The organism is Streptomyces sp. ICC1 (assembly GCF_003287935.1).
In the GTDB taxonomy this organism is placed as follows: Bacteria; Actinomycetota; Actinomycetes; order Streptomycetales; family Streptomycetaceae; genus Streptomyces; species Streptomyces tritrimontium.
Genome location: NZ_CP030287.1, coordinates 3560692 through 3582315 on the forward strand (window position 1 = coordinate 3560692; position 21624 = coordinate 3582315).

Here is a 21624-nt window from a genome sequence, read left to right on the forward strand (position 1 = left end):
CCCGCCGGCCGGCTCCGGGCAGCGCGGGACGGCGCAGGGCACGGCGGAGCTGGCTCACGCGGGGGAAAAGGGGGAAGCGGGAAAAAGAAAAGCGAAAAGCGGCGTGTGACTACGCGAAACAGCGACAGATGGCGCTCGCGACACGGACCAGGTCCACGTGCCGGCGCTCGACGAGGGTGACGGAGTGGTCACCGAGAGGCTGCATGGGCCGGAAGCTTGTACGAACCGACAGGCGGCTGTCAACCAGGGCAATCCGGATATTGAGACGGCCCGTGTGCGGTCACCCTCCGCAGGGATTGCCCGACTGTGCGCACTGTGATTTTTACGGGGCGTCCCCAATTCGGACCAGTGGTCGATCTCGCCTACACTCGGAGGCGTGCCTCGTGGTGATGGACGACTCAACCACGACCTGCTCCCCGGCGAAAAGGGCCCCCAGGACGCTTGCGGCGTCTTCGGTGTCTGGGCTCCGGGTGAAGAGGTCGCCAAGCTCACCTACTTCGGACTGTATGCACTGCAGCACCGCGGACAAGAGTCCGCGGGCATCGCTGTGAGCAACGGTTCCCAGATCCTCGTCTTCAAGGACATGGGCCTCGTTTCCCAAGTCTTCGACGAAACCTCTCTCGGCTCGCTCCAAGGTCATATCGCGGTCGGTCACGCCCGCTACTCGACCACCGGGGCCTCCGTCTGGGAGAACGCGCAGCCCACCTTCCGCGCGACCGCCCACGGCTCCATTGCCCTGGGTCACAACGGCAACCTGGTGAACACCGCCGAGTTGGCCGAGATGGTCGCCGACCTCCCCCGTCAGGACGGCCGCGCCACCCAGGTGGCGGCCACCAACGACACCGACCTGGTCACCGCCCTGCTGGCCGGCCAGACGGACGACGACGGCAAGCCCCTGACCATCGAGGAGTCGGCCACCAAGGTCCTCCCGCTGGTGAAGGGCGCCTTCTCGCTCGTCTTCATGGACGAGGGCACGCTCTACACCGCCCGTGACCCGCAGGGCATCCGCCCGCTGGTCCTCGGCCGCCTCGAGCGCGGCTGGGTGGTCGCGAGCGAGACCGCCGCCCTGGACATCTGCGGCGCCAGCTTCGTCCGCGAGGTCGAGCCGGGCGAGCTCATCGCGATCGACGAGAACGGTCTGCGGACCTCTCGTTTCGCGGAAGCAAAGCCCAAGGGCTGTGTCTTCGAGTACGTCTACCTGGCGCGCCCGGACACCGACATCGCCGGCCGCAACGTCTACCTCTCGCGTGTCGAGATGGGCCGGCGCCTGGCCAAGGAAGCCCCGGCCGATGCCGACCTGGTGATATCGACGCCGGAATCGGGCACGCCCGCCGCCGTCGGGTACGCCGAAGCCAGCGGGATTCCGTACGGCGTCGGCCTGGTCAAGAACGCCTACGTTGGCCGGACCTTCATCCAGCCCTCGCAGACGATCCGCCAGCTGGGCATCCGCCTCAAGCTCAACCCCCTCAAGGAAGTCATCCGGGGCAAGCGCCTGGTGGTCGTCGACGACTCGATCGTCCGCGGCAACACCCAGCGCGCCCTGGTCAAGATGCTCCGCGAGGCCGGCGCGGCGGAGGTCCACATCCGGATCTCCTCGCCGCCGGTGAAGTGGCCGTGCTTCTTCGGCATCGACTTCGCCACCCGGGCCGAGCTGATCGCCAACGGCATGACGGTCGACGAGATCGCCACGTCGCTGGGCGCGGACTCGCTCTCGTACATCTCGCTCGACGCGATGGTCGAGGCGACGACGATCCAGAAGCCCAACCTCTGCCGGGCCTGCTTCGACGGCGTGTACCCCATGGAGCTGCCCGACCCGCAGCTGCTGGGCAAGCAGCTCCTGGAGTCGGAGCTGGCCGGCGGCACGGACGCCGCCGACGCGCTCCGGCGCCCGTAGGGCCGCGACACCGCGTACGGTCCGCGGGCTCACCCGAGCCCGCGGACCCGTAGGCCCCCTTCATCCTGCACATCCTGCTCAAACTGCGCGCGGGCTCGTCTTTGAAGCTTCTCCCGGGCCCTCGCACCACACGCAGCAACGACACGAAAGCTCTCTCCTGTCATGACAGAGAAGACCACCGGTGCCAGCTACGCAGCCGCGGGCGTGGACATCGACGCGGGAGACCGCGCCGTCGAGCTGATGAAGGAGTGGGTGAAGAAGACGCAGCGCCCCGAGGTCCTGGGCGGCCTCGGCGGCTTCGCCGGCCTCTTCGACGCCTCCGCCCTCAAGCGCTACGAGCGCCCCCTGCTGGCCTCCGCCACCGACGGGGTCGGCACCAAGGTCGACATCGCCCGCCGCATGGGCGTGTACGACACCATCGGCCACGACCTCGTCGCGATGGTCATGGACGACATCGTCGTCTGCGGTGCCGAGCCGCTCTTCATGACCGACTACATCTGCGTCGGCAAGGTCCACCCCGAGCGTGTCGCGGCCATCGTCAAGGGCATCGCCGAGGGCTGCGTCCTGGCCGGCTGCGCCCTGGTCGGCGGCGAGACCGCCGAGCACCCGGGCCTGCTGGGCCCGGACGACTTCGACGTGGCGGGCGCGGGCACCGGAGTCGTCGAGTACGACCGGCTGCTGGGCGCGGAGCGTATCCGCACGGGCGACGCCGTCATCGCGATGGCATCCTCCGGTCTTCACTCGAACGGGTACTCGCTGGTCCGCCACGTCCTCTTCGACCGGGCCGGAATGGCGCTGGAGCAGCACGTCGAGGAGCTCGGCCGGACCCTCGGCGAGGAGCTGCTCGAGCCCACCAAGATCTACTCGCTGGACTGCATGGCCCTCACCCGTACGGCCGAGGTCCACGCCTACTCCCACATCACGGGCGGCGGCCTCGCGGCCAACCTCGCCCGGGTGATCCCGGACCACCTGCACGCCACGGTCGACCGCTCGACCTGGGCCCCCGGCGCGATCTTCGACCTGGTCGGCAAGGCCGGGCAGGTGGAGCGCCTGGAGCTGGAGAAGACCCTGAACATGGGCGTCGGCATGATGGCCGTGGTCCCGCAGGAGTCGGTGGACGTGGCCCTGACCGCGCTGTCCGACCGGGGCGTCGACGCCTGGGTCGCCGGCGAGATCCTGGATCGGGGCGACCTCACCGAGGGCGCGACCCTGACCGGCGACTACGCGAGCTGATCAGCAGGACCGAGTGCGAGCAGCACGGAAACCCGGCCCGGGGCGATGCCCTGGACCGGGTTTCGGTGTTCTAGACCTTGCGTGCAGACACCGTGAAAGCGTCAAGCGCCGCGACGATGCGCAGACGGACCGGACTCTTCGTCCTCGTCCTCTTCGTCATCGTCGTTGTAGAGGGCCGCGTACTTGGCGTACGGGTCGTCTTCATCTTGATCGTCATCGTCATCGACTTCGACCGGCACGCTGACAGGCAGCGGCGGATCAGTCGGCGATGCGCCCAGCTCATTGGCCAGACGCGACAAGTCAGTCCCGCCGCTGCTGTACTTCAGCTGGCGGGCGACCTTCGTCTGCTTGGCCTTTGCCCGGCCGCGCCCCATGGCTCGACCCCCTCGGTGACGGGGCTCGACGGCCCCAGAGTCTGACACGCGTTCATGGTTCGGAGCGGGCTCTCCGTGGAGAGACCGTCCGTAGGGGTTTAACGGTACCTGCTTCCGCGGCCATACGGTACGCCGCCCGCATGACGCGCCCCGGTGCAGTACCAACAAGGCGCCCCGTCCTCGCTGGTCAGCTGCGATTTTAGCCCTTTCCTGACGGGCGACCCGCCGAAGCGCAGTGAGTTCCGTCTCGCCGCGCCCCGACGGGCTCGCCCGAAGGGCCCCGTAAAGGCCCCGTGAGGATCAGACCGTGCGCGTCAGGCGGGCGTCCGCCATGCGCTGCTCGGCGATCCGGTCGGCCGCCGCGGCCGGCGGAATTCCGTCCGCCTTCGCACGTGCGAAGATCTCCAGCGTGGTGTCGAAGATCTTCGAGGCCTTGGCCTTGCAGCGGTCGAAGTCGAAGCCGCGCAGCTCGTCGGCGACCTGGATGACCCCGCCCGCGTTGACCACGTAGTCCGGCGCGTAGAGGATCCCGCGGTCGGCGAGGTCCTTCTCCACACCCGGGTGCGCGAGCTGGTTGTTCGCCGCCCCGCACACGATCTTCGCGGTCAGGACCGGCACGGACGTGTTGTTCAGGGCCCCGCCCAGCGCGCAGGGGGCGTAGATGTCCAGGCCCTCCACGCGGATCAGCGCCTCGGTGTCGGCGACGGCGGTCACCTTGCCCGGGTGCTTGTCCAGGATCCTCTGGACGGACTCCGCGCGGACGTCGGTGATGACGACCTCGGCGCCGTCCTCCAGCAGGTGCTCGACCAGGTGGTGGCCGACCTTGCCGACGCCCGCGACGCCGACCTTGCGGCCGCGCAGGGTCGGGTCGCCCCACAGGTGCTGGGCGCTGGCGCGCATGCCCTGGAAGACGCCGAAGGCGGTGAGCACCGAGGAGTCGCCGGCGCCGCCGTTCTCGGGGGAGCGGCCGGTCGCCCAGCGGGTCTCGCGGGCCACGACGTCCATGTCGGCCACGTAGGTGCCGACGTCGCAGGCGGTCACGTAGCGGCCGCCGAGGGACTCCACGAACCGGCCGTAGGCCAGCAGCAGTTCCTCGGACTTCAAGCCGCCCTGTTCCCTGCTGGCCGGGTCGCCGATGATCACGGCCTTGCCGCCGCCGAGGTCGAGCCCGGCGAGCGCGTTCTTGTACGACATGCCGCGCGAGAGGTTCAGCGCGTCGAGGACGGCTTCCTCGTCCGAGGCGTACGCGTGGAAGCGGGTGCCGCCGAGGGCCGGGCCCAGGGCGGTGGAGTGGATCGCGATGACGGCCTTGAGGCCGGAGGCTCGGTCCTGGCACAGCACGACTTGCTCGTGGCCACCCTGTTCCGAACGGAACAGGGTGTGCAGGACGCCGTCGGTCATTTCGGTCACGGTGGTGACTCCCATGGAAGAGATGCGGCGGAAAAGACGCCCGCCCTGCGGGTGGGGGAGGGCGTGCTGGGAGCAGCGTAAGACCTGCGGGGCCCCGTGATCCTCCCTGTCCGGAGATCGGGACACTCGGGGGTTAGACCCGGCCCCGCGGCCGCCCGTCGGAGTAGCACCGGGCGGGGCGGGGGAGTACGAGAGCGTGAGCGAATCCCCCGATCCCCGGCTGTCCTCCGCCCGCTCGACGCCCGTCGTCCCGTACGCCTCGTACCTGCGGGTCTACGAGCCGCTGGCCGCTTTCCCGGAGCCCGAGCGCACGCACTGGGCCGACTACGCCCGGCGCGGGGTCATCGCGACGGCCCAGGACGAACTGCGCCGCTCGCTGGTGGATTTGGTGCGGGTGCCCGTGGTCGGGGTCCCGGCCCACGAGAGCGCGGACGCCTTCACCGCCGAGGTGGGCGGGACCCTGCTGGTCTGCCCGTGGCGGACCAGGCTGCGCGGCTGGCTGGCGCTCCAGGAGCTGGGGGCCGACTTCCCGGCGCCGGTCCTCGACGCCGCGCTGCCCGCGGCGGCCCGGCGCCGCGCCGCCGAGGAGTACGAGGCCTGGCGCGGGCGCAACCCCGACGCGCGCCCGTGGATCCGTACGGGGGTGTGGCAGGTGCCGCTGCGCTGGTTCGTGCTGGTGTCCGACGAGGAGCGGGAGTACGTGCCGGGCGAGCGGCTGCGCTACCGGACGCCGATGGTGCAGGCCCGGCGCAGGCTCGCGCGGGGACTGCGGACCCTGCGCGAGGCGGAGGGCTACGGAATGCTCGCCGACGGGCTGGTGGAGGTCGGGAGCTGGCTGGAGGAGTTCCATCCGCGCTCGATGGTGGAGCTGGACTACGGCGGGCTGCTGCACGCGCTGCCGGCGGCGCGGCTGGAGGAGGACCGCTCGGCCCGGGACCTGGCGGCGGGGATCGCGGCGCTGCGGGCCGGGGACCGGGAGGGGGCGTCCGAGACGTACGGGGTCCTCGCCGAACGCTGGCGGGCGGTCCGGGAGCGACTCTTCGCCAACTAGTGCGATCGGGCGAGTAGCGAACCGGAGCGCCGATGTCCATCGGCCGATCGGCCGGCCCCGGGAGGGAACGGCCTGGTCACGGTCGTGATGCCCTCTTTTGGGTCTTTGTTCCGGGACCTACGTCCCGATACGGGCCATTGGCCCAAGCGTGACGGACCGCACTATCTACACCCTTGCGCCCTTCCCCTACCCTCGTGCCAAAATAGGACAAGGAGTCCGGGGAGGGTTCCTTCCGTCCAACTAAGGGCGGAATGCTCGGTATTGCGCTCTACGGGGGGTCTGACGACTCCTGATCGCCCTGTGACTGATCGTCACAGTGGGGTGACTGTCCGTTATGGGACGGTCCATCGGCTTCCGCCGCTGATGAACACCTCGGAGGGCAATTCCGTCGGTTTGGCCCTTGGGGCTGGACGGATGGTGTAGTTGTAGTGCCGAGGACAAGCCGTTCGTCCTATAACCGACTCGGCCCGCGTATGTCCATTTCGGGCAACGTGGGCCAAGGTGCAGAATTTAGAGGAAAGAACCGAGATGGTTCGGTTCTCCCGAGGAGGCCGCTCATGACCGCTCGCACCCCTGATGCCGAGCCGCTGCTGACCCCGGCTGAGGTTGCCACGATGTTCCGCGTGGACCCGAAGACGGTCACCCGCTGGGCCAAGGCTGGCAAGCTCACGTCCATCCGCACCCTGGGTGGACACCGCCGTTACCGCGAGGCTGAGGTCCGCGCACTGCTTGCGGGAATTCCGCAGCAGCGCAGCGAGGCCTGAGGTTCCGCAGCACTACTTATCGACGGGTCGATATCGGGTCCCCCAATCCGATGAGCCCCACATAGCTTCATGCGACCGGACCTGCCCCAACAGGTTCACCAGTCGTTCGATCGCGCTGGACTCCGCCGGGTCCAGCGCGATCTTTTTTATGCCCTGGTCAGGGCGGTATCGGGCGGGTGTGCGGACGTCTCGGGGGTGGGTGCCATTGCACATATAAAATCGAGCAGGCGTATGGGCGCGATAAAAGCGTACGTCTCAAAAACACATGGGGTGACTCCCGTCACAGGTGATCACTCTTGTGATGTGGGCAACCCACCCCGTAATGGGACGTGCCGTGCGGACCGCATCGGGCGAACGGGCGATTTTCCCGGCGGGGCCCGGGGCCGGCCCGGGGTGGACTCCCGGGCGGCCCGTGGGCCGCGCACCGGTCCGCCAGGCCCTCGGGCCGGACCGGGCGCCGGATCGGCCGTACGGGCCCACCAGGGGGCCTTCAGGCGGTCCTTGGGGGTGTTTCGGGAGGACGGCCGGGGTTCCGGTGCGGTTGGGGCACTGTTCCGGCATGATTCCCGGCTCGGGTCCCCGCGTGGTTCCCGGCTCGGAAACGCGTCAGGGCCCGCATCCAGAGGATGCGGGCCCTGACGATCTTGCGAACCTGACGGGACTTGAACCCGCGACCTCCACCTTGACAGGGTGGCGAGCTAACCAACTGCTCCACAGGTCCTTGTTTTGCGGCCGCTGGGCGGCTGCGAAACAGACTGTACCGCAGCTCAGGGGGTGCAGTCGAACCCGATCATCGGGCCGGTCCCGGTGCCGCCGCGTCCACCGCCTTCACGATGCGCTTGTCGGAGATCGGATACGCCGTTCCGAGGGCGTGCGCGAAGTAGCTGACCCGCAGTTCCTCGATCATCCAGCGGATCTCGGTGACCTCCGCCGGGACCGGGCGGCCCTTGGGCAACTGCTCCAGCAGCCACAGGTACTCGTCCCGCATCTCGTGGACCTTCTCCATGCGCGTGGTGTCGCGCTGGACGCCCGTCGGCATCTGCTGGAGCCGCCGGTCCGCCGCCACCAGATAGCGCATCAGGTCCGGCAGCCGGCGCAGTCCGGCGAGCGTGACGAACCCGGTCGGCACCAGGGCCGCCAGCTGGTTCCGCACGTCCTGGACGTTCGCCATCAGGGCCAGGCTGCTCGTGGCCTTCAGCCGCCGCTCGCAGGCCTGCCAGGCCGCCAGCACCTGCTGCACCTGCGTGATCGTCCGCACGGTCGTGTCCACCAGGTCGGCCCGCACGGCCTCGTAGAGCTTGCGGAACCCGGCCTCGTCCCACGCCGGTCCGCCGTGCCGCGCGATCAGGTGGTCGGCCGCGGCGGTCGCGCAGTCGTCGAACAGCGCCTGGATGGAGCCGTGCGGATTGCGCGACAGGGCCAGCTTCTGCTGGTTGCTGAGGTGGTCCGAGGCGAACTTGGCCGGGTTCACCGTGACGTTGAGCAGGATCAGCCGCCGGGTGCCGAGCCGCATCGCCTGCTGCTGCTCGGCCTCGGTGTCGAAGAGGCGTACGGAGACGCTCGTACCGGCGTCCACGAGCGCCGGGTACGCCTTCACGGGCTGGCCGGCCAATGGGGTATCCCCACGCCGTCCACGGCGGAGGGGAAGGGTCTCGAAGACCTTGGGCAGGGCGCCGATCGTCCAGTCCGTCAGCCCGGTCTTCTCCACCGACTCCCCGCCCTCGCGCTCGGCGCTGGCCGCGGCGGCCTGCGAGAGCGCCTGGCGGGCCTTGGGCTTGAGCTGGAGCCGCAGGGCCTCCAGGTCCTTGGCCTCGGCGAGGTTCTTGCGGCGCTCGTCGACGATCCGGAAGGTGATCTTCAGGTGGTCGGGGATGCGGCCGAGGTCGAAGTCCTCGGCGGTGACCGGGACCCCGACCATCCGGTGCAGCTCGCGGGCGAGCGTCACGTGCAGGGGCTCCTGCAGCGGCCGCGCCGTGGCCAGGAAGCGAGTCGCGAAGTTCGGCGCGGGCACGTAGTGCCGGCGGATCGGCTTCGGGAGGGACCGGATCAGCTCGGTGACCACCTCCTCGCGAAGGCCCGGGATCTGCCAGTCGAAGCCCTCGTCCGTGACCTGGTTCAGCACCTGGAGCGGGATGTGGACGGTCACGCCGTCCGCGTCCGCGCCCGGCTCGAACTGGTAGGTGACCCGGAACTTCAGCGGGCCCTGCGCCCAGGAGTCCGGATAGTCGGCCTTGGTGACCCCGGCCGCCTTCTCCGTCAGGAGCATCTCGCGCTCGAAGTCGAGCAGCTCGGGCTCTTCGTGCTTCTTGTGCTTCCACCAGGAGTCGAAGTGCGCCCCGGAGACCACGTGTTCGGGGATCCGCTGGTCGTAGAAGTCGAAGAGGGTCTCGTCGTCGACCACGATGTCGCGGCGCCGGGCCCGGTTCTCCAGCTCCTCCACCTCGGTGAGGAGCTTGCGGTTGTCGGCGTAGAACTTGTGGTGGGTCCGCCAGTCGCCCTCGACCAGGGCGTTGCGAATGAACAGCTCGCGCGAGACCTCGGGGTCGATCCGGCCGTAGTTGATCTTCCGCTGGGCGACGATCGGCACGCCGTACAGGGTGACCTTCTCGAAGGCCATCACGGCCGCCTGGTCCTTCTCCCAGTGCGGCTCGCTGTACGTGCGCTTGATCAGGTGCTGGGCCAGGGGCTCGACCCACTCCGGCTCGACCTTGGCGTTCACCCGGGCCCACAGCCGCGAGGTCTCCACCAGCTCGGCCGACATCAGGAACTTCGGCTGCTTCTTGAACAGCGAGGAACCCGGGAAGATCGCGAACTTGGCGGACCGGGCCCCCAGGTACTCGTTCTTGTCGGTGTCCTTGAGCCCGATGTGCGACAGCAGGCCGGCCAGCAGCGAGATGTGCACGCTCGTCTCGGGGGCGTCGGCCTCGTTGACGTGGATGCCCATGGTCTTGGCGACCGTACGCAGCTGCGAATAGATGTCCTGCCATTCGCGGATCCGCAGGAAGTTCAGGTACTCCTGCTTGCACATCCGGCGGAAGGCGGAAGAGCCGCGCTCCTTCTGCTGCTCGCGGACGTAGCGCCACATGTTCAGGAAGGAGAGGAAGTCGCTCGTCTCGTCCTTGAAGCGGGCGTGGTTCTGGTCGGCCTGCGTCTGCTTGTCCGAGGGCCGTTCGCGCGGGTCCTGGATGGACAGGGCCGCCGCGATGACCATGACCTCGCGGACGCAGTTGTTCTTGTCCGCCTCCACCACCATGCGGGCCAGGCGCGGGTCCACCGGGAGCTGGGACAGCTGGCGGCCCATCGGGGTGAGCCGCTTGTTGTGGTCCTTCTCCGAGGGATCCAGCGCGCCGAGCTCCTGGAGGAGCTGCACGCCGTCGCGGATGTTGCGGTGGTCCGGCGGGTCGATGAAGGGGAACTTCTCGATCTCGCCGAGGCCGGCCGCGGTCATCTGGAGGATGACGGAGGCCAGGTTCGTGCGCAGGATCTCGGCGTCCGTGAACTCCGGACGGGTCAGGAAGTCGTCCTCGGAGTAGAGGCGGATGCAGATGCCGTCGCTGGTACGGCCGCAGCGGCCCTTGCGCTGGTTGGCGCTGGCCTGCGAGACCGGCTCGATGGGCAGCCGCTGGACCTTGGTGCGGTGGCTGTAGCGCGAGATGCGGGCGGTGCCCGGGTCGATCACGTACTTGATGCCCGGGACGGTCAGCGAGGTCTCGGCGACGTTCGTCGCGAGGACGATCCGACGGCCGGTGTGCTGCTGGAACACCCGGTGCTGCTCGGCGTGCGAGAGGCGCGCGTAGAGGGGGAGGACTTCCGTGAACCGCAGATTCCGTTTGTTGAGGGCGTCCGCGGTGTCGCGGATCTCGCGCTCGCCGGAGAGGAAGACCAGGACGTCGCCCGGGCCCTCCGCCTGGAGCTCGTCGACGGCCTCGCAGATCGCGGTGATCTGGTCGCGGTCGCTGTCCGCCGCGTCCTCGTCATCCTCTTCGAGGAGCGGGCGGTAGCGGACCTCCACCGGGTACGTACGGCCGCTGACCTCGACGACCGGGGCGTCACCGAAGTGCCGGGAGAAGCGCTGCGGGTCGATCGTCGCCGAGGTGATGATCACCTTGAGGTCGGGGCGCTTGGGCAGCAGCGTGGCCAGGTAGCCGAGCAGGAAGTCGATGTTCAGCGACCGCTCGTGGGCCTCGTCGATGATGATCGTGTCGTACGCGCGCAGCTCGCGGTCCGTCTGGATCTCGGCGAGCAGGATGCCGTCCGTCATCAGCTTCACGAAGGTGGCGTCCTGGTCCACCTGGTCGGTGAACCGGACCTTCCAGCCGACGGTCTGCCCGATCTCGGACTTCAGCTCCTCGGCGATGCGCTCCGCGACCGTGCGGGCCGCGATCCGGCGGGGCTGGGTGTGCCCGATCATGCCCCGGACACCGCGCCCCAGCTCCATGCAGATCTTGGGGATCTGCGTGGTCTTGCCGGAGCCGGTCTCGCCCGCGACGATCACGACCTGGTGGTCGCGTATCGCCTCGGCGATCTCGTCCTTCTTCTGGCTGACGGGCAGGTTCTCGGGATACGTGACCTCCGGCATCCGCGAGGCGCGTCCGGCCAGTCGCGCGGCGGCCTTTTCGGCCTCCGCGGCGATCTCGTCGAGCACGGCCTGCTTGGCCTCGGGCTTGCGGATACGGCGGGCGCCTTCGAGGCGGCGGCCGAGGCGGTGCGCGTCACGGAGGGAGATCTCACCGAGAAGCGTCTGCAGGGCGGCGAAGGAAGTAGACATACCTGGTCGAGGATCTCACCCGCAGGTGCCGGGTGGCGAACGCATTTGTGGGGCGGACCCGTACCATTTCGGGACGAGTCCGCCGAGTCCGCCCGAGTGTCCCAGTGATGTCCCAGTGATGTCCCAGTGAGAGGCCGCCCACGATGCCCCGCCCCCGCAGCCTCCGGTGCGTGTTCGCGCTGCTGCTGGGCTGGGCGCTGCTGACCGGGATCCTCGCGGGCGGGGCCGCCGCGCAGCCGGCCGCCGGGCAGGGCCCCGTACGCCCCGCGCCCTCCGCGGCGCCGGCGCAGACGGAGCCTCCCGCGCTCCTCGCGGCGCACGCGTCGGCGCCTGCCCCGGCCGAGGCCCGGGCGCCCCTTGCGGCGCCCGGGCCTCGGCGGAGGCCGGGGGGATCAGGCGGCCGGGACGTACGCGGGCACCCGCCGGGCGAGCGCCCAGTACGTGAGCCCGGCGACGACCGAGCCGAGCAGCGTGAGGTCCGCGCCGCCGAGCGGGGCGACGAGCGGCCCGGTCCACAGCTCGGAGTCGCAGGTCAGAGCGGCGAAGACCATGCCGGCGAGCAGGGCGGCCATCCCGGCGGGGTGGTAGCCGGCGCGGTACCAGTAGGCGCCCGCGCTCCCGGCGTGCAGCGCGTCGGAGTCGTAGCGGCAGCGGCGCATCAGCATGTCGGCGAGGAAGACGCCGCCCCAGGGGGCGAACACGATGATCAGGAGGGAGAGGAAGGAGAGCAGCGAGGTGGTGAAGTCGGTGAGGAAGAGCGCGGCGAGCGATCCGGCGGCGGTCACGGCGGCGCTGATCACGATGGCCCGGGCCCGGCTCCACGGGATGCCGAGGACCTGGAGGTTCAGGCTGGAGGAGTAGAGGGTGATGATCGAGTTGGTGACGGAGCCGCCCAGGACCAGGGCGAGGAACAGCGGCTGGAACCAGCCGGGCAGCAGGCTCTCGGCTCCGGCGACGGCGTCGGTCATGTCGGTCTGGGTGGCGGCGGCGACGCCCGCGATCCCGAGGGCGACGGAGGAGACGAAGCCGCCGAGCGCGCCCATCCAGGTGATCGACTTCAGCGAGGTGGTGCGGGGCAGGTAGCGGGTGTAGTCGGCGGGCATCGGCAGGTACGAGAACGGCCCGGCGAGCATCACCACGAAGGCCAGGCTCCAGCCGGACAGACCCGGGAGCGCGGCGCCGGCCGGGGCGGAGGTCTCGGCGCCGGGCAGGACGAAGACCAGCAGGGCACCGAAGCCGACGGCGAGGACGTAGGCCATCCAGCGCTCCGCGAACTGCACGGTGGCGTGGCCCCACATGGCGACGGCGAAGGTGAGCGCGAGGGTGGTGCCGAGGGCGAGGGCCCGGATCGAGGCGCCTTCGCCCAGGCCGATTTCGGCGAAGAAGACCTCCAGCGCCAGGGTGCCGACGACGGTGTTGACGATGGTGTAGCCGATGCTCACCACCCAGTTCAGGACGCCCGCCGGCCAGTTGCCGCGGACGCCGAAGGCGGCCCGGGAGATGACCAGGGTGGCGGTGCCGGTGCGGATGCCGCTGAGGCCGGCGGCGCTGATCGCGAAGAAGGACAGTCCGCTGATCACGACCACGGCGGTGGCCTGCCAGAAGGAGAGGCCGAAGGCGACGGCGAGGGCGCCGTTGATCACGTAGGTGAAGGTCAGGTTGGAGCCGAACCAGAGCCAGAAGAGGTCCTTGGCCCCGCCGTGGCGCTCGGCGTCGGGGATCGGGTCGATGCCGTGCGTCTCGACTCTGAAGATCTCGTCGACGTCGGCCGTCGTCTCCTGCTGTGCCATGCGTCTGCCCCTGACCTTCGAACCGGTGACCTGTCGAACCGCCGCATCTAGATTGAACGGCGTTCTAAGTTCTTGAATGACATTCAAGATGCGCCGCCGATCGGGGCCCCGTCAAGACCCTGTCCGGGATAAGGTCGGCCCACGAAGATCGGGAAGGCGGCACGGGTGGCAGGGGCAGCGGGAGCGGCACGCCGGCGCGACGGGCAGATCGCCCAGGAGCGGATGCTGGAAGAGGCCATGACGGCGATCGCCGAGGACGGGCTGGCGACGCTCACCATGTCCGCGCTCGCCGAGCGGCTCGGCACCAGCGGCGGCCACATCCTGTACTACTTCGGCAGCAAGGACCGGCTGCTGCTGGCCGCACTGCACTGGAGCGAGCGGCAACTGGCCGAGGAGCGGACCGCGCTGCTGGGCCGCCGGGTCACCGCCCACCGCAAGCTCGCGCTCTTCCTGGAGCTCTACCTGCCGCGCGGCCCCCGCGATCCGCGCTGGACGCTCTGGATCGAGCTGTGGGCCCGCATCCCCTCGAACGAACCGCTGCGCGCCGCCCAGCAGGAGATCGACGACGGCTGGCAGCGGGACCTGGAGGCGCTCCTCGCCAAGGGCGTCGAGCAGGGCCGCTTCGCCGCCGGCCTGGACGTCCCCGCCCGCGCCTCGGAGCTGCTCGCCCTGCTGGACGGCCTGAGCACCCGCGTGGTGCTGGGCGAGCGGGGCGCCGACCGGGCCACCTCCCTGGAGCGGGCCCGCTCGGCGGCGGCCCTGCTGATCCCGCACGTGTGAGCCGCCCGCCCCTCCCTGGGGACACGCCCTCCACGGGGACACGTGGAAAGCCCGCCCGGGCCTTGGCGCCCCGGACGGGCTTTTCCGCTCCTTGGCGGAGGTTCTGGGGAAGAAGGGCTACTTCTTCTTGGCGGCGGCCTTCTTGGCCGGGGCACCCTCGGTGTTGCCGTAGTACGCCTGGAGCATCAGCTGCTTCAGGTCGTCGATCATCGGCATCCGGGGGTTGGCGGGCGCGCACTGGTCGGCGTAGGCGTTCATGGCCTGGGTCGGCAGGGCCTCGATGAAGGCCTGCTCGTCCACGCCCTCCTCGGCGAAGGAGGCGGTGATCCCGCACTTGGCGCGCAGCTCCTCGACGGCCTTGGCGTAGGACTCGACGCCCTCGGCCGCGGTGGCGGCCGGCAGGCCCAGCATCTTCGCGATCTCCTGGAAGCGCTCCGGCGCCCGGTAGACCTCGGCCTTCGGCCACGGGGTGGCCTTGTGGGTGACGGTGCCGTTGTGGCGGATCACGTGGGGCAGGAGCAGCGCGTTGGTGCGGCCGTGGGCCACGTGGAAGGTGTTGCCCAGGGTGTGCGCCATGGCGTGGACCATGCCCAGGAAGGCGTTGGCGAAGGCCATGCCCGCCACCGTGGAGGCGTTGTGCATCTTCTCGCGGGCCTCGGGGTCGTTCGGACCGTCGACCACGCAGCGCTGGAGGTTTTCGAAGATGAGCTTGATGGCCTGGAGGCACAGGCCGTCGGTGTAGTCGTTCGAGTACGCGGAGACGTAGGCCTCGGTGGCGTGCGTCAGGGCGTCGAAGCCGGAGTCGGCGGTCACCTTGGGCGGGAGGCCCATCGGCAGCATCGGGTCGACGATGGCGACGTTCGGGGTCAGGGCGTAGTCGGCGAGCGGGTACTTCTGGGCCGCGGCCGGGTCGGAGATGACGGCGAACGGGGTGACCTCGGAGCCGGTGCCCGAGGTGGTCGGGATGGCGACCATCTTGGCCTTCTCGCCGAGCGAGGGGAACTTGTAGGCGCGCTTGCGGACGTCGAAGAACTTCTCCTTCGTGTCGGCGAACTCCACCTCCGGGCGCTCGTACATCAGCCACATGATCTTCGCGGCGTCCATCGGCGAGCCGCCGCCGAGGCCGATGATCGTGTCGGGCTTGAAGTCGCGCATCATCGCGGCGCCGGCCTGGACGGTGGAGAGCTCCGGGTTGGGCTCGACGTTGTCGATGACCTGGATGGCCACGGCGCCTTCGCGGGCCTGGAGGATGTCCACGACCTTCTGCACGAAGCCGATGGAGACCATCGTCTTGTCGGTGACGATCGAGACCCGGCTGATGCCGTCCATCTCACCGAGGTAGCGGATGGAGTTGCGCTCGAAGTAGATCTTCGGCGGGACCTTGAACCACTGCATGTTGGTGTTGCGCCGTCCGATCCGCTTGACGTTGATCAGGTTGACCGCGGTGACGTTGTTCGACACCGAGTTGTGTCCGTACGAGCCGCAGCCGAGGGTGAGGGAGGGGAGGAAGGCGTTGTAGACGTCGCCGATGCCGCCGAAGGTGGAGGGCGAGTTGGCGATGACGCGGATCGCCTTGACCTTCTTGCCGAACTCCTCGACGAGCTCCTCGTCCTCGGCGTGGATGGCGGCGCTGTGGCCCAGGCCGTGGAACTCGACCATCGCGGCGGCCAGTTCGAGGCCGTGCTCGGTGTCGGAGGCCTTCAGGGCGGCCAGCACCGGGGAGAGCTTCTCGCGGGTCAGCGGCTCGTTCTCGCCGACCTCGTTGCACTCCGCGAGGAGGATCGAGGCGTCGGCGGGGACGGTGAAGCCGGCCTGCTCGGCGATCCACTGCGGGGACTTGCCGACGACCGCCGGGTTCAGCTTCGCGCCGGAGGCGTCGGCCGCGTAGGCGGTGGTGCCGAAGACGAACTGCTCCAGCTTGGTCTTCTCGGCCGCGGAGACCACGTGGGCGCCGAGCCGCTTGAACTCGGCGAGGCCCTTCTCGTAGATCTCGGCGTCGAGGATGACGGCCTGCTCGGAGGCGCAGATCATGCCGTTGTCGAAGGCCTTGGAGAGCACGATGTCGTGGATCGCGCGGCCGAGCTTGGCGCTCTTGTGGACGTAGGCGGGGACGTTGCCCGCGCCGACTCCCAGGGCCGGCTTGCCGCACGAGTACGCGGCCTTGACCATGGCGTTTCCGCCGGTCGCGAGGATGGTGGAGACGCCCGGGTGGTTCATGAGGGCGCCGGTGGCCTCCATGGAGGGGGCGGTGACCCACTGGACGCAGTTCGCGGGGGCGCCGGCGGCGACGGCGGCGTCGCGGACGACGCGGGCGGCCTCGGCCGAGCAGTTCTGCGCGGAGGGGTGGAAGGCGAAGATGATCGGGTTGCGGGTCTTCAGGGCGATCAGCGCCTTGAAGATCGTGGTGGAGGTCGGGTTGGTGACCGGGGTCATCGCACAGACGACGCCGACGGGCTCGGCGATCTCCGTGATGCCGTTCAGCTCGTCGCGGCGGATGACGCCCGCGGTCTTGAGCCCGCGCATCGAGTTCACGACGTGCTCGCAGGCGAAGAGGTTCTTGACCGCCTTGTCCTCGAAGAGGCCGCGGCCGGTCTCCTCCACCGCCAGCCGGGCGAGCTCGCCGTGCTGGCTCAGCGCCGCCAGGGAGGCCTTCTTGACGATGTGGTCGACCTGCTCCTGGTTGAACGACGAGAACTGGTCGAGCGCCTTGAGCGCTCCCTGGACCAGTCCATCCACCATCTCGTTGGCCTGCATGGCGGGAACTCCTTCATTTCGACTCAACCCGAACCGCTTTCCTGATGACTCAATTCGACACCCAAAAGCGGAAGCCGCGGCGCCGAGAAAGCCCTTTTCCGGCAGGCCGAAGGTCTGTTCACGCCTGTTCGAACCTCTTCCATCACCCATCTGACCTGCATAGACACCCCAGGACCAAAGACCCCTGTGCGCTTGTGAAAACTTTCACAAGAATTTCGCGCGAAGTGCGCCCTACCGCACTCCTCCCCCAGCGAGCACAATCACCGTGACGAGTCGCGGCGAGCGCAAGGGGGTGCGCGTGCGCAGTCAGGTGCGCGTGGCGGACGGACGGAGCCTGACGGTGGAGCGCTGGGGCGATCCATTCGGCAAACCCGTGTTCCTGCTCCACGGCATGCCCGGAAGCCGGCTGGGCCCGGCGCCCCGGGGGATGGTCCTCTACCAGCGCCGGATGCAGCTCATCGCCTACGACCGGCCCGGCTACGGCGGCTCCGACCGGCACGCGGGCCGCACCGTCGCCGACGTGGCCGGCGACGTGGCCGCGATCGCCGACGCCCTGGGCCTGGACACCTTCGCGGTGGCCGGCCGCTCCGGCGGCGGACCCGGCGCCCTGGCCTGCGCCGCCCTGCTCCCCGACCGGGTCACCCGGACCGCGGCCCTGGTCCCCCTCGCCCCCCGGGACGCGGAGGACCTGGACTGGTTCGACGGCATGGCCGAGTCGAACGTGCTGGAGTACTCGACGGCCGGCCGGGACCCCGAGGAGCTCGCGGCCCGGCTGATCCCGCGCGCCGCCGGCATCGCCGCGGACCCCGGACGGCTCCTGGACGAACTGCGTCGCGAGCTCACCGCCAGCGACCGCATGATCGTCGCGGACGCGGGCCTGCGGGGGATGCTGCTGCGGAACTACCGCGAGGGGGTCCGCACCTCCGCCTACGGCTGGATCGACGACATCATCGCGTTCAGCAGCCCGTGGGGGTTCGATCCGGCCGACATCCGCTGCCCGGTGCTGATCTGGCACGGGGAACTCGACGTGTTCTCGCCCGTGGGCCACTCCCGCTGGCTGGCCCGCCGGATCCCCGGCGCGACCACCACCTTCGACCCGGCCGCCGCGCACTTCGCGGCGCTGCGCGCGCTGCCCGACGTACTGACGTGGCTGCTCAGGGACCTGCCCGTGCCGCCCGTCAGCGAACGGCAGCCGGCGTAGCGGGCTGCCCGCACCCCGGTGCGGGCGCCCCCGGAAAAAGAAAAGGATCTTGCCGTCAGGCAAACGGCCGAATACCGGAACCCGTCCCATTCGGTCGGACTTTCCACGGACGCTTGACCGCCCGTCACATCCGGGTCGAAGACAGCTCAGGATATCCGCCACCCGTGGGCGTTTAGCACGCCGAAGGGCCCGCAGGCAGGTAAAGTCCGCGCCAGACACCGACTTCTCGTCGATGTCAACCCTGCCCATTCCCCATGACCTCCCCGAGGACGGCGTCATGAACACCTCCGCAACCCCCCCGACCGGCACCGTCAAGGTCCGTCGCGTCCCGCTCGACCGGATCGACGTCCGCGGTGCGCGCGCGGCCGCGACCCTGGGCCGCGTCCTTCCCACGGAAGCCGGTCGGCAGGTTCAAGCGCCGATCTTCAACTCTGCACTCTGACCCCGGAGTACGCGCTCTAGACTGGTGGAATGACCGGCCTGATCGCATTTCGCGAGATCGTCCTGAAGGTTCACAGCAGATGCGATCTTGCTTGTGATCATTGCTATGTCTACGAACACGCAGACCAGAGCTGGCGAGCCCGGCCGAAAGTGATCTCCCCCGAGGCCATTTCACAGACCGCGTCGCGGCTCGCCGAGCACGCAAAGGCACACGCACTCCCCTCCGTCACGGTCATCCTCCACGGAGGGGAACCGCTTCTCGCCGGGCCCGCCAGGCTCCGGCTCGTGTGCGAGGAATTCACCCGCGCCCTCGACGGCGTCGCCGCCCTCGACCTGCGCATCCACACCAACGGGCTCCAGCTCAGCGCCCGTTATCTCGACCTCTTCGCGCAGTACGGCGTCAGCGTCAGCGTCTCCCTCGACGGCGACCGCGCGGCCAACGACCGCCACCGCCGCTTCGCCGACGGACGCACCAGCCACCCGCTGGTGCTGGCCGCCGTGGACCTCCTGCGCACCGAGCCCTACCGCCACCTCTACCAGGGCCTGCTCTGCACCGTCGACGTGGCCAACGACCCGGTCGCCGTGCTGGACGCCCTCGTGGAACTGGCCCCGCCGCGCGTGGACTTCCTCCTCCCCCACGCCACCTGGCAGACACCGCCCGTCCGGCCCGACGGCGCCCCCGACACCTACGCGCGCTGGCTGCTGCGGATCTTCGACCACTGGGAGCGCCGCGAGCGGCCGGTCCCCGTACGGCTCTTCGACTCGCTGTTCTCGACCCTGCGCGGCGGGCCCAGCCTCACCGAGTCCCTGGGCCTGGCGCCCACCGACCTCGTCGTGGTCGAGACCGACGGCTCCCTCGAGCAGGTCGACTCCCTCAAGAGCGCCTTCGAGGGCGCGGCCGCCACCGGGTTCAACGTCTTCGACCACGCCTTCGACCTGGTCGCCTCCCATCCCGGGGTCCGCGCCCGACAGCTGGGCCTGGCGGGAGTCAGCGACACGTGCCGCCGGTGCCCCGTCGTACGTTCGTGCGGCGGCGGGCTCTACACGCACCGCTACAAGGCCGATCCGGCGGATCCCGCGGGCGGCGGGGACTTCGACCACCCCTCCGTCTACTGCACCGATCTGCGCGAGCTCGTCGACGGCGTGGCGGGCCGTACGAGCCTGCGCGCGAGCGCGCCCGAGCTCTCCGACCCGGCCGAGCTCGCCGCCTCCCAGGAGCAGCTGACCCGGGACCTGCTCGCCCTGTTGAACGACGGCCGGACGGGTGATCCCGAGTGGGAGCGCGCCTGGCGGGTGCTGGGCGCCGTGGAGCGGTCCGGGGACGCCGGCGCGGACGCGCTGGACGCCGTACTGGCCCACCCCTTCACCCGGACCTGGGTCATGGCCGCCCTCGACGCCGCGCGCGAGGGCCGCGGCGACGGCCCCGGGGCCGCCCGCCGGCTGACCGCGCTCGCCGCCGCCGCCGTCCTGCGCGGCGGGCTCGGCCTGCCCGCGGAGGTCGCCTACCGGGACGGCGAGGTGTACCTGCCGACGCTCGGGCTGCTGCGCCTGGGCGAACCGGGCACCGACGGCCGGGCCGCGCTGTACGCCACGGACGAGGGGTACGCCGTCCGGGAGGAGGGCCGGCGCGAGCACCGCTTCGGGCCCGCCGCGGGGGACGCCCGCTGGCAGCCCGTACGGACCTGGTCGCCCGGGCCCGACGCGGCCCCGGTGGCCCTGGAGGACTTGGACCCCCACCGCAACTGCTTCGCCCGCCCGCCCCGGCTGCGCCTGGGCGCCGGGGAGGCCGAGGAGTGGCGGGAGCGCCTCGACGGGGCCTGGGCGCTGCTGCACGCCTCGGTGCCGGACGCCGCGCGGGCGGCCGCCGCCGGGCTGACCACGCTGACCCCGCTCGCGGGCGGTCCCCGGGCCGGCGGCTGGGGCGAGGCCGGGCGGCACGGGCCCGGCGCCCTCGGAGTGCCGTACGCGGCGGGGGCGACGCAGACCGCGCTCGCGCTGCTGACGGGCTGGCGCCGGGCCCGGCTGCAGGCGCTGACCGAGGTGGCCGACCTGTACGCGCTGGACGGGGAGTGGCAGCACCCCTCGCCGTGGCGGGAGCGTCCGGTGCCGGTGTCCCGGCTGCTGGCCGACGTACACGAGCGGGTGGCCGTGGAGGCCTACCGGCGGGCGACGGCGACCGCCGAGCCCGGCGGGGCGGACCGGATCAACCGGGCGCTGGACCGGCTGTCGGAGGCGGCGGAGCTGACGAACACCGGGATCCGGCTCGTGGAGGAACTGCGCTGGGAGCTCAAGGCGGTCGACGCGTGAGCCCGCCCCCGGAGGAGGCCGCCGCCCAACTGCGCCGGCTGGGCGTCCGCCCCGGCACGCGCCTCATGGCGCACGCCGCCCTCGGGGGCACCGGGCTGCGTGCCGAGGCCCTGCGGGGCGTCCTGCTCGGCGTCCTCGGCCCGCGGGGCGCCCTGGCGGTGCCGGCCTTCACCCCGGAGAACTCCAAGACCTCCGGCGCGCACCTGGAGCGGATCTCGGGCCTCTCTCAAGAGGAGGTGCGCGCCTTCCGCGAGCGGATGCCCGCCTTCGACCCGGAGCGCACCCCGAGCCACGGCATGGGCGCCCTCGCCGAGGCGGTCCGCACCGCGCCGGGAGCCGCGCGCAGCGGGCATCCCCAGACCTCTTTCGCGGCGGTCGGCGAGGGTTCCGCGGAACTGTGCGCGGGGCACCCTCTGACCAGCCATTTGGGCGAGGAATCACCCTTGGGAAAGATGTGCGGCGAGGGATGGAAGGTACTCATGATCAATGTGGGTTTTTCCGTCTGCACTGCCTTCCATCTCGCGGAGTATCGAATTCCGAAGCCCCCCTTGCGCATGTACGAGTGTGTGGTGAAGGTGAACCTTCCGGGGCCCGTCGGGGGGCGTCCCGGTCGGCACGGGGAGAAGTCGAAGGGTGAAGGGTGGACCGCGTACGAGGACGTCGCGCTGGATGACAGCGATTTCGCCGAGATCGGCAGGTCGTTCCCGGAAGACCGGGTAAACAGGGGGTGGGTGGGAAGAGCGCCGGCCATGCTCTTCTCCCTTCCGGATGCCGTCGATCACGCGCTTGAATGGATGACCGAAAACAGACGCTGATTGACTGAACCATGAGGGGATGTGGCGAAGCAGCTCCGGAAT

Annotated in this window: 15 protein-coding genes and 1 tRNA gene; 9 read left to right on the forward strand and 7 right to left on the reverse strand. The window is 70.3% G+C overall.

What is annotated here, in order from left to right; translation table 11 throughout:
• Positions 1-109 precede the first annotated feature (109 nt).
• The gene (locus tag DRB96_RS46285) at positions 110-205 is read right to left on the reverse strand and encodes a putative leader peptide (RefSeq protein WP_343234525.1); all 96 of its coding nucleotides are present in this window, start codon (positions 203-205) and stop codon (positions 110-112) included.
• A 171-nt stretch (positions 206-376) separates the two neighbouring features.
• Between DRB96_RS46285 and purF the strand changes: the two genes are divergently transcribed.
• Both purF and purM read left to right on the forward strand, forming a co-directional pair.
• Positions 377-1894 carry an amidophosphoribosyltransferase gene (purF, locus tag DRB96_RS16905; RefSeq protein WP_112449216.1) on the forward strand — a complete coding sequence of 506 codons (1518 nt, stop codon included), beginning with the start codon at positions 377-379 and terminating at the stop codon, positions 1892-1894.
• Positions 1895-2056: 162 nt separating this feature from the next.
• Positions 2057-3127, forward strand: a complete 1071-nt coding sequence (gene purM / locus DRB96_RS16910) for a phosphoribosylformylglycinamidine cyclo-ligase (RefSeq protein WP_112449217.1) — start codon at positions 2057-2059, stop codon at positions 3125-3127.
• 101 nt (positions 3128-3228) lie between these two features.
• Here purM and DRB96_RS16915 read toward each other — a convergent pair whose 3' ends face one another.
• Entirely contained in the window at positions 3229-3501 is a 273-nt protein-coding gene (locus DRB96_RS16915; protein WP_112449218.1) for a DUF3073 domain-containing protein, read from the reverse strand.
• Between the two features lie 300 nt (positions 3502-3801).
• Positions 3802-4911 (reverse strand): Glu/Leu/Phe/Val dehydrogenase dimerization domain-containing protein, encoded by a 1110-nt coding sequence (locus tag DRB96_RS16920; protein WP_112453483.1) that lies wholly within the window; start codon positions 4909-4911, stop codon positions 3802-3804.
• A 196-nt stretch (positions 4912-5107) separates the two neighbouring features.
• Here DRB96_RS16920 and DRB96_RS16925 point away from each other — a divergent pair, with 196 nt between their 5' ends.
• Together DRB96_RS16925 and bldC are read left to right on the forward strand one after the other, a co-directional pair.
• Positions 5108-5962 carry a hypothetical protein gene (locus DRB96_RS16925; protein WP_112449219.1) on the forward strand — a complete coding sequence of 285 codons (855 nt, stop codon included), beginning with the start codon at positions 5108-5110 and terminating at the stop codon, positions 5960-5962.
• Between the two features lie 557 nt (positions 5963-6519).
• Positions 6520-6726: a developmental transcriptional regulator BldC gene (bldC, locus tag DRB96_RS16930; protein ID WP_003949541.1), complete on the forward strand. Its 207-nt coding sequence runs from the start codon at positions 6520-6522 to the stop codon at positions 6724-6726.
• 647 nt (positions 6727-7373) lie between these two features.
• On the opposite strand, the gene DRB96_RS16935 is transcribed toward bldC, so the two are convergent.
• The 3 genes from DRB96_RS16935 to DRB96_RS16945 all read right to left on the reverse strand — a co-directional run bounded on the left by DRB96_RS16935 (position 7374) and on the right by DRB96_RS16945 (position 13284).
• Positions 7374-7447: transfer RNA gene (locus DRB96_RS16935), tRNA-Asp, on the reverse strand.
• Positions 7448-7516: 69 nt separating this feature from the next.
• Positions 7517-11494: an ATP-dependent RNA helicase HrpA gene (gene hrpA, locus DRB96_RS16940; RefSeq protein WP_112449220.1), complete on the reverse strand. Its 3978-nt coding sequence runs from the start codon at positions 11492-11494 to the stop codon at positions 7517-7519.
• Positions 11495-11886: 392 nt separating this feature from the next.
• On the reverse strand, positions 11887-13284 hold the full coding sequence (locus DRB96_RS16945) for a cytosine permease (protein ID WP_112449221.1): 1398 nt from the start codon (positions 13282-13284) through the stop codon (positions 11887-11889).
• Between the two features lie 222 nt (positions 13285-13506).
• Here DRB96_RS16945 and DRB96_RS16950 point away from each other — a divergent pair, with 222 nt between their 5' ends.
• Positions 13507-14064 (forward strand): TetR/AcrR family transcriptional regulator, encoded by a 558-nt coding sequence (locus DRB96_RS16950; RefSeq protein WP_112449222.1) that lies wholly within the window; start codon positions 13507-13509, stop codon positions 14062-14064.
• A gap of 117 nt (positions 14065-14181) precedes the next feature.
• Here DRB96_RS16950 and adhE read toward each other — a convergent pair whose 3' ends face one another.
• On the reverse strand, positions 14182-16818 hold the full coding sequence (gene adhE, locus DRB96_RS16955; RefSeq protein ID WP_112449223.1) for a bifunctional acetaldehyde-CoA/alcohol dehydrogenase: 2637 nt from the start codon (positions 16816-16818) through the stop codon (positions 14182-14184).
• 298 nt (positions 16819-17116) lie between these two features.
• On the opposite strand from adhE, the gene DRB96_RS16960 reads away from it, so the two are divergent.
• From DRB96_RS16960 to DRB96_RS16975, 4 genes are all read left to right on the forward strand, one after another.
• Positions 17117-18019 carry an alpha/beta hydrolase gene (locus DRB96_RS16960; protein WP_112453484.1) on the forward strand — a complete coding sequence of 301 codons (903 nt, stop codon included), beginning with the start codon at positions 17117-17119 and terminating at the stop codon, positions 18017-18019.
• Between the two features lie 277 nt (positions 18020-18296).
• The gene (gene fxsA / locus DRB96_RS16965; RefSeq protein WP_162688621.1) at positions 18297-18461 is read left to right on the forward strand and encodes an FxSxx-COOH cyclophane-containing RiPP peptide; all 165 of its coding nucleotides are present in this window, start codon (positions 18297-18299) and stop codon (positions 18459-18461) included.
• Between the two features lie 29 nt (positions 18462-18490).
• Positions 18491-20767 carry a radical SAM/SPASM protein FxsB, inactivated metallohydrolase extension form gene (gene fxsB / locus DRB96_RS16970; protein WP_204357751.1) on the forward strand — a complete coding sequence of 759 codons (2277 nt, stop codon included), beginning with the start codon at positions 18491-18493 and terminating at the stop codon, positions 20765-20767.
• Positions 20764-21582, forward strand: a complete 819-nt coding sequence (locus DRB96_RS16975; RefSeq protein WP_239516197.1) for an AAC(3) family N-acetyltransferase — start codon at positions 20764-20766, stop codon at positions 21580-21582. Before fxsB ends, DRB96_RS16975 begins: the two co-directional genes overlap by 4 nt.
• The last annotated feature ends 42 nt before the right edge of the window (positions 21583-21624 follow it).

Excerpts from the sequence above, each read along its gene's own strand:
- DRB96_RS46285 (WP_343234525.1), bottom strand. The coding sequence starts at position 205 with ATGCAGCCTCTCGGTGACCACTCCGTCACCCTCGTCGAGCGCCGGCAC.
- purM (WP_112449217.1), top strand. The coding sequence starts at position 2,057 with ATGACAGAGAAGACCACCGGTGCCAGCTACGCAGCCGCGGGCGTGGAC.
- DRB96_RS16915 (WP_112449218.1), bottom strand. The coding sequence starts at position 3,501 with ATGGGGCGCGGCCGGGCAAAGGCCAAGCAGACGAAGGTCGCCCGCCAG.
- bldC (WP_003949541.1), top strand. The coding sequence starts at position 6,520 with ATGACCGCTCGCACCCCTGATGCCGAGCCGCTGCTGACCCCGGCTGAG.
- hrpA (WP_112449220.1), bottom strand. The coding sequence starts at position 11,494 with ATGTCTACTTCCTTCGCCGCCCTGCAGACGCTTCTCGGTGAGATCTCC.
- DRB96_RS16945 (WP_112449221.1), bottom strand. The coding sequence starts at position 13,284 with ATGGCACAGCAGGAGACGACGGCCGACGTCGACGAGATCTTCAGAGTC.
- DRB96_RS16950 (WP_112449222.1), top strand. The coding sequence starts at position 13,507 with ATGCTGGAAGAGGCCATGACGGCGATCGCCGAGGACGGGCTGGCGACG.
- adhE (WP_112449223.1), bottom strand. The coding sequence starts at position 16,818 with ATGCAGGCCAACGAGATGGTGGATGGACTGGTCCAGGGAGCGCTCAAG.
- fxsA (WP_162688621.1), top strand. The coding sequence starts at position 18,297 with ATGAACACCTCCGCAACCCCCCCGACCGGCACCGTCAAGGTCCGTCGC.
- fxsB (WP_204357751.1), top strand. The coding sequence starts at position 18,491 with ATGACCGGCCTGATCGCATTTCGCGAGATCGTCCTGAAGGTTCACAGC.